Consider the following 13,606-nt stretch of genomic DNA (forward strand, 5'->3'; position numbering starts at 1 on the left):
GCGGTTTCCATCAAGAACGAACATTGTATGCGTTTTGTCCGCGCGGCCGGAGCATGGCTCGGCGCGCTTTCGGTTGCGGTGATGCTGGCGTCCTGCGGTGGCGGCGGCGCGGTCCGGCCCTCGGTTTCGCCACCCACGGGGGCGGCGATCATACCTGGGCAGATTGCCGCGGCGCGGCTAACCGCCGTTGCCTGGCAGCAGGTGCCGGGTTGGCAGGACGACTCGTTGATCGGTGCGACGGCCGCGTTGCGGCAAAACTGCGTGAGGCTCGCGCGTCAACCGAACTGGGCCCGCGCCTGTGCCGCGGCCTCGCAAATCGACGACCTCGACGTCACCAGTGCGCGGGCTTTTTTTGAAGCCTATTTCACGCCTTTCCAGTTAGCGAATACCGACGGCACGCTCGACGGCTTGGTTACCGGTTACTACGAGCCCTTGTTGCGTGGCTCGCGCACACGCCACGGCGTGTATCAGACCGCGCTGTACCGCTGGCCTTCCGGTTATCGCGCGGGCGCGCCGCTGCCGGCGCGTGCGCAACTCGAGCGCGCGGGTGTGCTCAACGGTAACGAACTCGTATGGGTCGACGACCCGATCGAAGCGTTCTTCCTGCAGGTGCAGGGCTCCGGGCGCATTGTGATGGAAGACGGCAGCGTGATGCGGCTCGGCTTTGGCGGGACTAACAACCAGCCGTACAAGTCGATCGGACGCTGGCTGCTGGACCGCGGCGAACTCACGCCCGCGCAGGCGACCATGCAGGGCATCAAGGCGTGGGCGCGCGCGAACCCGACGCGCGTCGATGCGTTGCTCGATACGAATCCGCGCTTCGTGTTCTTCCGCGAGATGCCGTCCGGCGAGAGCGTGCCGAGCAGTGGCGCGGATGGTCCCATCGGCGCACTGGGTGTGCCGCTCACGCCAGAGAGGTCGATCGCGGTCGATCCGACTTCGATTCCGCTCGGTACGCCCGTGTTCTTACAGACAACGCGTCCGTTGACGAATTCGCCGATGAACCGCCTCGTGTTCGCGCAAGACACGGGTTCCGCGATTAAAGGCGGCGTGCGCGCCGATTACTTCTGGGGCCTCGGCGACGACGCCGGCGATCTGGCCGGGAAGATGAAGCAGGGCGGCCGGATGTGGTTGTTGCTGCCGAATTCTTGAGGTTTCGCGGTGGACGTTAGGTTTAACGCCGCCGCTGTTTCCGGTTGATGTGATCGGTAAGCGGCGCGGCCGCGCTGCTTATTTGATTGGCTGCACTTTGTTTTGGGTGTGGCTGTTCAATTCGACCGTGCGCGCAGGCGGGTGCGACGCATGCGTCGTGCTGCATGCGTCGATCAAAGCGGCTTTCGTTACAGTCCCGACTTGCGCTTATCCACCACGCGCCGCGCCTTGCCTACCGAACGCTCGATTCCATTCACAGCCAGCACATTCACCACCGCGCTCACGCCGATCAGCGCCTTGATGTCATAGGCCAGCGCCTGCTTGGCCGTGCTCAGCGCTGCTGTGTCAGGCGCCGATTCCGGGCAAGGTTCGACGTTCAACGTCAACACGTCGAGCGGGCCTTCTTTGGTCAGCACGATCTGATAATGCGGCGCGAGCGCGCGCTGCTTGAGCAGCAGTTCTTCGATCTGCGTCGGGAACACATTCACGCCGCGCACGATCATCATGTCGTCCGAGCGGCCGGTGATTTTTTCCATGCGCCGCATGGTGCGCGCGCTGCCGGGCAGGAGGCGCGTGAGGTCGCGCGTGCGGTAACGGACGATCGGCAGCGCCTCTTTGGTCAGCGACGTGAACACCAGTTCGCCCAGTTCGCCGTCCGGCAGCACCTCGCCGGTTTCGGGGTCGATGATCTCGGGATAGAAGTGGTCTTCCCAGATGGTCGGCCCGTCTTTCGTTTCCACGCACTCCGACGCCACGCCTGGACCCATCACTTCAGACAGACCGTAGATGTCGACAGCGTCGATGCCCATGCGCTTTTCGATCGCCCGACGCATGTCGTTGGTCCACGGTTCCGCGCCGAAGATGCCGATGCGCAACGAACAATTGGCCGGGTCGATGCCCTGACGCTCGAGTTCGTCTGCGATAGAAAGCATGTAGCTCGGCGTGACCATGATGATGTCCGGCCGGAAATCCTGGATCAGTTGCACCTGCTTTTCAGTCTGCCCGCCACCGAACGGAATCACGGTGAGCCCCGCGCGCTCGGCGCCGTAGTGCGCGCCGAGGCCGCCCGTGAAGAGGCCGTAGCCGTAGCTGATATGAACCTTGTCGCCGCGTCTTGCGCCGGCGGCGCGGACCGAACGCGCGACGAGATTCGCCCACGTGTCGATATCGCGCGCCGTGTAACCCACCACGGTCGGCTTACCTGTCGTACCCGACGACGCGTGGATCCGTGAAATCTGTTCCTGCGGCACGGCGAACATCCCGAACGGGTAGCTGTCGCGCAGATCCTTCTTGGTGGTGAAGGGGAAACGCGCCAGGTCCGCGAGGGTTTTCACTTCACTCGGGTGAACGCCGGCTTCATCGAATTTGTGCCGATAAACCGGCGAGTTTTCATAAGCGTGGTTCAACGACCATTTAAGCCGTTCGAGTTGAAGCGCGGCGAGTTCGTCGCGGCTGGCGGTCTCGATCGGATCGAGCGGAAGGGCGGTGGTCATCGAATGTCTCCTTGCTGCCTCAATGCTTTGGTCTGATGTACGTGCGCTTGCGCGCAAAAACCGTGGGCTGGGTGCTTTTTAGCGGTTTAACGGCTTGCGGGTGAAGTGCGGCCACCAAACCACGAATCTCTCTTAAGCCTGCCGCAGGGTTGCGGTTATCAATCGCCTGCGGGAATCAGATTGCCTTTGATTTGTGCGGATTTGCCGCGGAACATCGCCACGGTTTCTTCGGCGCGGTTCGTCACGCGAATGTCGTAGATGCCGGTTCGGCCGCTCAAGGTTTGCTCGACGGCTTCCGCCGTCAACACGTCGCCGCCTTTCACAGGCCGCAGAAACTCGATCGAGCAGCCGGCTGCAACCGTGTTGATGTTGTACGTGTTGCAGGCGAACGCGAACGTCGAATCCGCGAGCGTGAAAATCAGGCCGCCGTGGCAAATCTGATGACCGTTCAGAAAGTCGTCGCGCACGGCCATGCGCAGGCGCGCGTATCCGGGGCGCACCTCGACGATTTCGAGGCCGAGCGCACGGCTGCACGCGTCGTTCTCGTACATCGCGGCAGCAGTGGCGCGGGCGAGTTCCTCGGGCGTCATCTGATCGGGATGATTGGCTTGCGTGGACATGTTCAACGGCCCTCAAAGCGCGGTGCGCGCTTTTCAACGAAGGCTTGCACGCCTTCCGCGTAATCGTGGGAAGCTCCCAGTTCGCGTTGCAGATCGCGTTCCAGATCGAGTTGCTGGTCGAGCGTTTGCGTCGCGCCCGCACGCATGGCCTGCTTGATAGCGGCGATGGCGCGCGTGGGTTGCTGCGCGAGTTGAGACGCGAGTTTCCCGGCGGTGGCGGCGAGCTCCGAGTCGTCGACTGCTTGCCAGATCAAGCCCCAGCCTTCAGCTTTTTCCGCGCTGAGTCTGTCGCCAGTGATGGCGAGTCCCAACGCGCGAGCCATGCCGACACGCTGCGGCAGGAACCATGTGCCACCCGAGTCCGGAACGAGGCCGATTTTCACGAACGCCTGAATGAAGCTGGCCGAGCGAGCCGCGAGCACGAGGTCGCACGCGAGCGCGAGATTGGCGCCTGCGCCAGCGGCCGTGCCGTTCACTGCGGCGATGATGGGCAGCGGCAGTGCTTGCAGACGGCGGATCAACGGGTTGAAATGTTGCTCGATCAGTTCACCCAGATCGGTCATGGCGCCTGGAGTGAAATCGAGGTCGGCGAGGTCCTGGCCGGCGCAAAAGCCGCGGCCCGCTCCGGTGAGCACGAGCGCGCGCGCGCCGGACGTTTCGGCCTCGTCGAGCGCGGCGCTCAGTTCCTGATGCATCGCGCGCGTGAAGCTGTTGAGCTTGTCCGGCCGGTTCAGCGTGATGGTTGCGACATGGCTCGATGAGTCGATGTCCAGGCGAATCGCTTCATATGACATTGGGTGTCTCCTCAAAGTCTCTTCGACCGATGGGCGCTGCGGCGCTGATATCAGAGCCGCTCGATGACCAGTGCGATGCCCTGGCCCACGCCAATGCACATCGTGCAAAGCGCAAAGCGGCCGTTGGTCCGCTCCAACTGGTACAGCGCGGTTGTGATCAGACGCGCGCCCGAAGCGCCCAGCGGGTGGCCGAGTGCAATGGCTCCGCCGTTCGGGTTGACGCGTGGGTCGTCGTCGCGCAGACCGAGCGTACGCAGAACAGCGAGACCTTGCGAGGCGAAGGCTTCGTTCAACTCGATCACATCGAGTTGTTCGAGCCTCATGCCAAGCTGCTTCAACAGTTTTTGCGTGGCCGGCGCCGGACCGATACCCATGATGCGCGGCTCGACGCCCGCCGTTGCCATGCCCACCACGCGGGCGCGGCGGCGCAGTCCGTATTGATCGGCGGCCTGCTGGTTAGCTAGCAACAACGCGCACGCGCCGTCGTTCACGCCCGACGCATTGCCGGCCGTCACACTGCCGTCCGGGCGAACCACGCCCTTGAGCTTGCCCAAACTTTCGAGCGAGGTTTCACGCGGGTGCTCATCGAGCAGTACGCGTATAGGATCGCCCTTCTTTTGCGCGATTTCGACGCCGACAATTTCCTGAGCTAACGTGCCGTCCCTTTGGGCATACGCGGCCTTTTGCTGGCTCGCCAGGGCAAACGCGTCCTGATCCGCGCGGCTCACGCTGAATTCGACTGCAACGTTTTCCGCGGTCTCGGGCATCGAATCGACGCCGTACTGACGTTTCATCAACGGATTGATGAAGCGCCAGCCGATGGTCGTGTCGTAAATGTCAGCCTGGCGCGCGAAGGCGCTGGTCGCCTTGCCCATGACGAACGGCGCACGCGTCATGCTTTCGACGCCGCCCGCGATCATCAGACGCGCTTCGCCCGCCTTGATAGCGCGCGCAGCGGTGCCAACTGCGTCCATACCCGAGCCGCACAGGCGATTGATGGTTGCGCCGGGCGCCTCGGTGGGTAAGCCGGCTAGTAACGCCGACATGCGGGCGACGTTGCGATTGTCTTCGCCGGCCTGGTTCGCGCAGCCATAAATGACATCGTCCAAAGCGCGCCAGTCGACGCCTGGATTGCGTTCGATCAACGCCTTGATCGGCACCGCGCCGAGGTCATCGGCGCGGACATCCTTGAGTGCGCCGCCGTAGCGGCCAATTGGAGTGCGAATCGCATCGCAGATGAAGGCGTCGTTCATATGAATTCCTGCTGGAACGGATCGGCGTGAGGTGCCGATCCAATGCCTCATGTTAGTTGGGGTGCATCGCCCGGTCCATTCGGCCAAACGGCATAGGACGAAAGCCGTGCTTTTGCCTTATGCCATTCAGCCAGCTACCGCCGGCGCCGCTTTGGGTTCAACATGAACGCGGCTTTGAACTACGCGGAAGCGATTCGCGACAAAGGCGGCGTCAGCCAACGCGGCATTGGCCGCCGGGTTCGCGCCCGTGCCGTGGAAGTCCGAGAACGCTGCCGACTGATTGACGAACACGCCGCCGGTCAGATTGATCGACAAGGCCACGCCGCCGCGGATCGATGCTTCGTGCGCATCTTCGAGCACCGCTTCGTCCGTGCTGTAAACCGACAGCGTCAGCGCGCCGTGTTCCGCGGCGATTGCGCCGGCGAGTTCGAGCGACTGCGCAGTGGAGTCCGTCGCGATCACGAACGAGATCGGGCCGAACCATTCTTTGGTGAACTGCGCCTGGTCGGTGGCGGCATCCAGTTGGAGCACGAGCGGCGTGCGCACGCGGGCGCCGGCGAAAGCGGGATGTTCAAGCGACAGGCTCTCGACGAGAACGTGGCCGAGCTCTGCGGCTTCGTCGATGCGTTGAATCACGCCTTGGTTCTGAATCGCGCCGAGCAGCTCGACAGCGCGGGCCGGGTCGGCGACGAGTTTTTGCACCGCGCCCGCAATGGCTTGGGCAACTTCGTCAAAACCGAGCGTGCCTTCCGGAGTGCGGATGCCGCCGCGCGGCACGTAGATGTTTTGTGGCGCGGTGCACATCTGGCCCGAGTACAGCGCGAGCGAGAAGGCGATGTTGCGGGCAACAGCCTTGATGTCGTCGACCGAGTCGATCACGATCTGGTTCACGCCGGCTTTTTCGGTGTAGACCTGGGCCTGGTGCGCATTGCGCTCGAGCCACGTGCCGTTTTGCGTGCTGCCCGTGAAGTCGATGAGTTTGATTTCCGGACGCAGGGCCAAGTCCTGGACGAGTGCGCCGTCGTTCGGCTCGGTGGCCAGCAAGGTGACGACGTTCGGATCGAAACCCGCTTCGCGCAAAACGTCACGCGCGATTCGCACGGTCAGCGCCAGCGGCAGAATTGCGCCCGGATGCGGCTTGACAATGACCGTGTTGCCGGTGGCCAGATCGGCGAAGAGGCCCGGATAGCCGTTCCACGTCGGGAAGGTGCAGCAGCCGAGCACAAGGCCGGTGCCGCGCGGCACGACGGTGTAACGCTTGTGCATGGCGAGCGGCGGATTCTTGCCTTGCGGCTTTTCCCAATGGGCGTCGCCGGGAATGCGGCGCAACTGGTCCCACGCATACACGACGGCTTCCAGCGCGCGGTCTTGTGCGTGCGGGCCGCCGGCCTGGAAGGCCATCATGAATGCCTGGCCGGTCGTGTGCATCACGCTGTAGCCAATTTCGAAGCTGGCGCGATTCACGCGGGCAAGGATTTCGAGGCAGACACCGATCCATGCGTGCGGGCCTGCTGCGCGCCACTCACGTTGGGCAGCGGCGGCAGCCGCGATCAGTGCGGCGGGGTCGGCCTTCGGGTAGCGCACGCCGAGCGGGAATCCGAACGGTGAGACTTCGGCGCCGACGGTTTCACCCGTCGAGGGTTGGTCCAGCTGGAACGTTGCGTTGAGATGCGCTTTGAATGCGGCTTCGCCGTCCGCATTAGCTGTTTCCCCGTACACTTTCGGACTGGGCATTTCGACGAACGGGCTCCAGTAGCCGCGCGTTTCAACCGCGGTGAGTGCCTTTTGCAGCGTGTCTTCGTGCTTGGTGAATAGCGGATGTGTCATGGCAGAGGGCTTGGCTGTACGTTGGGAAAAGACTGTCGAATAATTGACCGACCGGTTGGTTGGCGAATGGTAGCATTATTAAGATGACCGCGCGAAGCGTTTTCGCGCGCAATTTTTCTAACCTTAGGAGGCGGCAATGGCTTACGAGAACATTCTGGTTGAGACGCGGGGACGGGTCGGCTTGGTCACGTTGAATCACCCGAAGGCGTTGAACGCTTTAAATGACGCATTGATGGACGAACTGGGGGCGGCGTTGCGCGAGTTCGATGCCGACGACGCGATTGGCGCGATCGTGGTCACGGGCAGCGAAAAGGCGTTCGCGGCTGGTGCTGACATCGGCATGATGTCCACCTATACCTATATGGATGTCTACAAGGGTGACTACATCACCCGCAACTGGGAAACCGTTCGCTCCATTCGTAAGCCGATTATTGCGGCGGTGGCGGGCTTTGCGCTCGGTGGCGGCTGCGAACTGGCGATGATGTGCGACATCATTTTCGCCGCCGACACGGCAAAGTTCGGCCAGCCGGAAATCAAGCTCGGCATCATGCCTGGCGCCGGCGGTACGCAGCGCCTGCCGCGTGCCGTGTCCAAAGCGAAGGCGATGGACCTCTGCCTGACCGCGCGATTTATGGATGCCGCCGAAGCCGAGCGCGCAGGATTGGTGTCGCGTGTGATTCCAGCTGCGTCCTTGGTTGATGAAGCAGTGGCTGCGGCTGCGACGATCGCTGAATTCCCGTTGCCGGCCGTGATGATGGTGAAAGAATCGGTCAACCGCGCTTATGAAACGACACTTGCAGAAGGCGTGCATTTCGAGCGCCGCCTGTTCCATTCGCTCTTTGCCACCGAAGATCAAAAGGAGGGCATGGCCGCGTTTGTCGAGAAGCGCAAACCGGTTTTCAAGCATCGTTAATACGCTTGTCAAAATAACGCTTGCAAGGCGGGTTCGGGCTCGCTAGAATCTCGCTCTTTCGTGCTTCGGACAACGGAGCGCGGGAGGCGGGAGAGCCAGCAGTGGCAAGGCTTTCGGCGAAGCGGGCAGGTTCAGGAAGTTAGAAAAACCTGTTGACGGCGTAGCGGAAATTCTTCATAATCTCGTTTCTCTGCTGCTGATGCAGCGACGCAGAACGAAGCGGTGCCGGGTGGTTGTGATGCTGACGACTGGCGGCACGGGTTCGGTAGTGAATGCGTACTCGATCTTTAAAAATTAACAGCCGATAAGTGTGGGCGCTTGATGCGCGACGCGCCGGCGGGTCCTTCGGGATCTGCCGGAAGAAGCGAAAGTATCAAGTCTCACACAGTAATGAAAGGAAGGTTTTTCCATTGAAAGATGGAGAGATCATTCGTCAGTACGTTGAGTGAGCGACCGGTTGGTAAAACAACCGAAAAACAGTAACAGGTTTGAACTGAAGAGTTTGATCCTGGCTCAGATTGAACGCTGGCGGCATGCCTTACACATGCAAGTCGAACGGCAGCACGGGGGCAACCCTGGTGGCGAGTGGCGAACGGGTGAGTAATACATCGGAACGTGTCCTGTAGTGGGGGATAGCCCGGCGAAAGCCGGATTAATACCGCATACGATCTGTGGATGAAAGCGGGGGATCTTAGGACCTCGCGCTGCAGGGGCGGCCGATGGCAGATTAGCTAGTTGGTGGGGTAAAGGCCTACCAAGGCGACGATCTGTAGCTGGTCTGAGAGGACGACCAGCCACACTGGGACTGAGACACGGCCCAGACTCCTACGGGAGGCAGCAGTGGGGAATTTTGGACAATGGGCGCAAGCCTGATCCAGCAATGCCGCGTGTGTGAAGAAGGCCTTCGGGTTGTAAAGCACTTTTGTCCGGAAAGAAAACCTCCGCCCTAATACGGTGGGGGGATGACGGTACCGGAAGAATAAGCACCGGCTAACTACGTGCCAGCAGCCGCGGTAATACGTAGGGTGCAAGCGTTAATCGGAATTACTGGGCGTAAAGCGTGCGCAGGCGGTCCGCTAAGACAGATGTGAAATCCCCGGGCTTAACCTGGGAACTGCATTTGTGACTGGCGGGCTAGAGTATGGCAGAGGGGGGTAGAATTCCACGTGTAGCAGTGAAATGCGTAGAGATGTGGAGGAATACCGATGGCGAAGGCAGCCCCCTGGGCCAATACTGACGCTCATGCACGAAAGCGTGGGGAGCAAACAGGATTAGATACCCTGGTAGTCCACGCCCTAAACGATGTCAACTAGTTGTCGGGTCTTCATTGACTTGGTAACGTAGCTAACGCGTGAAGTTGACCGCCTGGGGAGTACGGTCGCAAGATTAAAACTCAAAGGAATTGACGGGGACCCGCACAAGCGGTGGATGATGTGGATTAATTCGATGCAACGCGAAAAACCTTACCTACCCTTGACATGTATGGAATCCTGCTGAGAGGTGGGAGTGCCCGAAAGGGAGCCATAACACAGGTGCTGCATGGCTGTCGTCAGCTCGTGTCGTGAGATGTTGGGTTAAGTCCCGCAACGAGCGCAACCCTTGTCCCTAGTTGCTACGCAAGAGCACTCTAGGGAGACTGCCGGTGACAAACCGGAGGAAGGTGGGGATGACGTCAAGTCCTCATGGCCCTTATGGGTAGGGCTTCACACGTCATACAATGGTCGGAACAGAGGGTCGCCAACCCGCGAGGGGGAGCCAATCCCAGAAAACCGATCGTAGTCCGGATCGCACTCTGCAACTCGAGTGCGTGAAGCTGGAATCGCTAGTAATCGCGGATCAGCATGCCGCGGTGAATACGTTCCCGGGTCTTGTACACACCGCCCGTCACACCATGGGAGTGGGTTTTACCAGAAGTGGCTAGTCTAACCGCAAGGAGGACGGTCACCACGGTAGGATTCATGACTGGGGTGAAGTCGTAACAAGGTAGCCGTATCGGAAGGTGCGGCTGGATCACCTCCTTTCTCGAGCTAAACGCGTCAGTTGTGTAAAAGCAATGCGTTGAGCGCTCACGCTTATCGGCTGTGAAATCAGGACAGACTCAGGGGTCTGTAGCTCAGTCGGTTAGAGCACCGTCTTGATAAGGCGGGGGTCGATGGTTCGAATCCATCCAGACCCACCAAAGTCTTGTCTGGTGTGCTGATCGTCTGAAACCTCTGGGGTAGCTGTATGACTGGGGGATTAGCTCAGCTGGGAGAGCACCTGCTTTGCAAGCAGGGGGTCGTCGGTTCGATCCCGTCATCCTCCACCAATCCTCAATGCGTAGCGTTCTGCGGGCAGTAAAAGGCAGAGCGTTGTGCATTGGCGATTGAGCCAGTCAGAGTGATATGAAGCAGAGCTTTATATCGGCTGTCGTTCTTTAACAATCAGGAAGAAGTAGTAAAGAGATTCACGAAAGATCACTTAGAGATGGGTGGTTGAGTAGGTGAATCAGGGTTGTGATTGTATCAATGTATGAAAAGAGAGATCGAAAGATCGCTTTTGGAATACGGCGCAACACGAATACTCAACCTGTAGCGAGTGTGGCAGACACGGTCTTCCCAGCGAAGGGCGTGCGAGACACACCCGTTATAGGGTCAAGCGAACAAGTGCATGTGGTGGATGCCTTGGCGATCACAGGCGATGAAGGACGCGGTAGCCTGCGAAAAGCGGTGGGGAGCTGGCAAACGAGCTTTGATCCACCGATATCCGAATGGGGAAACCCGGCCCGTATGGGTCATCCGTAGCTGAATACATAGGCTACGTGAAGCGAACGCGGTGAACTGAAACATCTAAGTAACCGCAGGAAAAGAAATCAACCGAGATTCCCAGAGTAGTGGCGAGCGAAATGGGACCAGCCTGTACTCTTTATCTTCATTGTTAGTCGAAGGCTCTGGAAAGTGCCGCCATAGCAGGTGATAGCCCTGTAGACGAAAACAGCGAGGAAGAACTAGGTGTACGACAAGTAGGGCGGGACACGTGAAATCCTGTCTGAAGATGGGGGGACCATCCTCCAAGGCTAAATACTCGTGATCGACCGATAGTGAACCAGTACCGTGAGGGAAAGGCGAAAAGAACCCCGGGAGGGGAGTGAAACAGATCCTGAAACCGCATGCATACAAACAGTCGGAGCCTTTGAAAGAGGGTGACGGCGTACCTTTTGTATAATGGGTCAGCGACTTACATTCAGTGGCAAGCTTAACCGATTAGGGCAGGCGTAGCGAAAGCGAGTCCGAACAGGGCGATTCAGTCGCTGGGTGTAGACCCGAAACCAGGTGATCTATCCATGGCCAGGATGAAGGTGCGGTAACACGTACTGGAGGTCCGAACCCACTAACGTTGAAAAGTTAGGGGATGAGCTGTGGATAGGGGTGAAAGGCTAAACAAACCTGGAAATAGCTGGTTCTCTCCGAAAACTATTTAGGTAGTGCCTCGTGTATCACCTTCGGGGGTAGAGCACTGTCATGGTTGTGGGGTCCATTGCGGATTACTACGCCATAGCAAACTCCGAATACCGAAGAGTGCAATCACGGGAGACAGACATCGGGTGCTAACGTCCGGTGTCAAGAGGGAAACAACCCAGACCGCCAGCTAAGGTCCCCAAATATTGCTAAGTGGGAAACGAAGTGGGAAGGCTAAAACAGTCAGGAGGTTGGCTTAGAAGCAGCCATCCTTTAAAGAAAGCGTAATAGCTCACTGATCGAGTCGTCCTGCGCGGAAGATGTAACGGGGCTAAGCAATATACCGAAGCTGCGGATGCACATTTATGTGCATGGTAGGAGAGCGTTCCGTAAGCCTGCGAAGGTGCACTGGAAAGTGTGCTGGAGGTATCGGAAGTGCGAATGCTGACATGAGTAGCGATAAAGGGGGTGAAAAGCCCCCTCGCCGTAAGCCCAAGGTTTCCTACGCAACGTTCATCGGCGTAGGGTGAGTCGGCCCCTAAGGCGAGGCAGAAATGCGTAGCTGATGGGAAGCAGGTTAATATTCCTGCACCATTGTTAAATGCGATGGGGGGACGGATCGCGGAAGGTTGTCCGGGTGTTGGAAGTCCCGGTCCTTGCATTGGAGAAGGCGCTTTGGCAAATCCGGGCGCGGAATTCAAGGGTGCGAGGCCATTCACTTCGGTGAAGAAGCAATCGGAAGTGGTTCCAAGAAAAGCCTCTAAGCTTCAGTTTGACAGTGACCGTACCGCAAACCGACACAGGTGGGCGAGATGAGTATTCTAAGGCGCTTGAGAGAACTCGGGAGAAGGAACTCGGCAAATTGGTACCGTAACTTCGGGATAAGGTACGCCCCTGTAGCCTGATGCGCCTGCGCGCAGAGGGTGAAGGGGTTGCAATAAACTGGTGGCTGCGACTGTTTAATAAAAACACAGCACTCTGCAAACACGAAAGTGGACGTATAGGGTGTGACGCCTGCCCGGTGCCGGAAGATTAAATGATGGGGTGCAAGCTCTTGATTGAAGTCCCGGTAAACGGCGGCCGTAACTATAACGGTCCTAAGGTAGCGAAATTCCTTGTCGGGTAAGTTCCGACCTGCACGAATGGCGTAACGATGGCCACACTGTCTCCTCCCGAGACTCAGCGAAGTTGAAGTGTTTGTGATGATGCAATCTCCCCGCGGCTAGACGGAAAGACCCCATGAACCTTTACTGTAGCTTTGCATTGGACTTTGAACCGGTCTGTGTAGGATAGGTGGGAGGCTTTGAAGCGTGGACGCCAGTCTGCGTGGAGCCATCCTTGAAATACCACCCTGGTTTGTTTGAGGTTCTAACCTTGGTCCGTAATCCGGATCGGGGACAGTGCATGGTAGGCAGTTTGACTGGGGCGGTCTCCTCCCAAAGTGTAACGGAGGAGTACGAAGGTACGCTAGGTACGGTCGGAAATCGTGCTGATAGTGCAATGGCATAAGCGTGCTTAACTGCGAGACCGACAAGTCGAGCAGGTGCGAAAGCAGGTCATAGTGATCCGGTGGTTCTGTATGGAAGGGCCATCGCTCAACGGATAAAAGGTACTCTGGGGATAACAGGCTGATACCGCCCAAGAGTTCATATCGACGGCGGTGTTTGGCACCTCGATGTCGGCTCATCTCATCCTGGGGCTGTAGCCGGTCCCAAGGGTATGGCTGTTCGCCATTTAAAGAGGTACGTGAGCTGGGTTTAAAACGTCGTGAGACAGTTTGGTCCCTATCTGCCGTGGGCGCTGGATATTTGAAGGGGGCTGCTCCTAGTACGAGAGGACCGGAGTGGACGAACCTCTGGTGTACCGGTTGTCACGCCAGTGGCATCGCCGGGTAGCTATGTTCGGAAGAGATAACCGCTGAAAGCATCTAAGCGGGAAACTCGCCTTAAGATGAGATATCCCCGGGGCTTCGAGCCCCTTGAAGGGTCGTTCAAGACCAGGACGTTGATAGGTCAGGTGTGGAAGCGCAGTAATGCGTTAAGCTAACTGATACTAATTGCCCGTAAGGCTTGATCCTATAACAGGTGTGTTTTGCGATGATCGTCAGTGCTTCAGCA

At 59.0% G+C, this 13,606-nt stretch carries 7 protein-coding genes, 2 tRNA genes and 2 rRNA genes; 6 read left to right on the top strand and 5 right to left on the bottom strand.

The genetic code is table 11. The annotated features are described in order from the left end of the window. Positions 1 to 27 precede the first annotated feature (27 nt). Positions 28 to 1,152 carry an MltA domain-containing protein gene (locus tag B0G82_RS08260; RefSeq protein ID WP_116148760.1) on the top strand — a complete coding sequence of 375 codons (1,125 nt, stop codon included), beginning with the start codon at positions 28 to 30 and terminating at the stop codon, positions 1,150 to 1,152. A 188-nt stretch (positions 1,153 to 1,340) separates the two neighbouring features. On the opposite strand, the gene paaK is transcribed toward B0G82_RS08260, so the two are convergent. The 5 genes from paaK to paaN all read right to left on the bottom strand — a co-directional run bounded on the left by paaK (position 1,341) and on the right by paaN (position 7,139). Further along, positions 1,341 to 2,645, bottom strand: coding sequence for a phenylacetate--CoA ligase PaaK (gene paaK, locus B0G82_RS08265; protein ID WP_121307123.1), 1,305 nt, complete (start codon positions 2,643 to 2,645; stop codon positions 1,341 to 1,343). Between the two features lie 158 nt (positions 2,646 to 2,803). Further along, the gene (paaI, locus tag B0G82_RS08270; protein ID WP_116143998.1) at positions 2,804 to 3,265 is read right to left on the bottom strand and encodes a hydroxyphenylacetyl-CoA thioesterase PaaI; all 462 of its coding nucleotides are present in this window, start codon (positions 3,263 to 3,265) and stop codon (positions 2,804 to 2,806) included. A 2-nt stretch (positions 3,266 to 3,267) separates the two neighbouring features. Then, positions 3,268 to 4,059, bottom strand: coding sequence for a 2-(1,2-epoxy-1,2-dihydrophenyl)acetyl-CoA isomerase PaaG (gene paaG / locus B0G82_RS08275; RefSeq protein ID WP_121307124.1), 792 nt, complete (start codon positions 4,057 to 4,059; stop codon positions 3,268 to 3,270). Between the two features lie 50 nt (positions 4,060 to 4,109). Further along, positions 4,110 to 5,312, bottom strand: coding sequence for a 3-oxoadipyl-CoA thiolase (pcaF, locus tag B0G82_RS08280; protein ID WP_121307125.1), 1,203 nt, complete (start codon positions 5,310 to 5,312; stop codon positions 4,110 to 4,112). A gap of 126 nt (positions 5,313 to 5,438) precedes the next feature. Next, complete coding sequence (gene paaN, locus B0G82_RS08285; protein ID WP_116144004.1) at positions 5,439 to 7,139, bottom strand: phenylacetic acid degradation protein PaaN; 1,701 nt, start codon at positions 7,137 to 7,139, stop codon at positions 5,439 to 5,441. 136 nt (positions 7,140 to 7,275) lie between these two features. On the opposite strand from paaN, the gene B0G82_RS08290 reads away from it, so the two are divergent. The 5 genes from B0G82_RS08290 to B0G82_RS08310 all read left to right on the top strand — a co-directional run bounded on the left by B0G82_RS08290 (position 7,276) and on the right by B0G82_RS08310 (position 13,566). Further along, entirely contained in the window at positions 7,276 to 8,052 is a 777-nt protein-coding gene (locus B0G82_RS08290) for an enoyl-CoA hydratase (protein WP_121307126.1), read from the top strand. 490 nt (positions 8,053 to 8,542) lie between these two features. Then, positions 8,543 to 10,073 (top strand): 16S ribosomal RNA (locus B0G82_RS08295). An 81-nt stretch (positions 10,074 to 10,154) separates the two neighbouring features. Further along, a tRNA-Ile gene (locus tag B0G82_RS08300) sits at positions 10,155 to 10,231 on the top strand. 53 nt (positions 10,232 to 10,284) lie between these two features. After that, positions 10,285 to 10,360, top strand: a tRNA-Ala gene (locus B0G82_RS08305). A 323-nt stretch (positions 10,361 to 10,683) separates the two neighbouring features. Further along, positions 10,684 to 13,566, top strand: a 23S ribosomal RNA gene (locus B0G82_RS08310). Together the 16S and 23S rRNA genes with 2 tRNA genes alongside form the textbook arrangement of a ribosomal RNA operon. The last annotated feature ends 40 nt before the right edge of the window (positions 13,567 to 13,606 follow it).

It is taken from the genome of Paraburkholderia sp. BL17N1, assembly GCF_003634175.1.
Classification (GTDB): domain Bacteria; phylum Pseudomonadota; class Gammaproteobacteria; order Burkholderiales; family Burkholderiaceae; genus Paraburkholderia.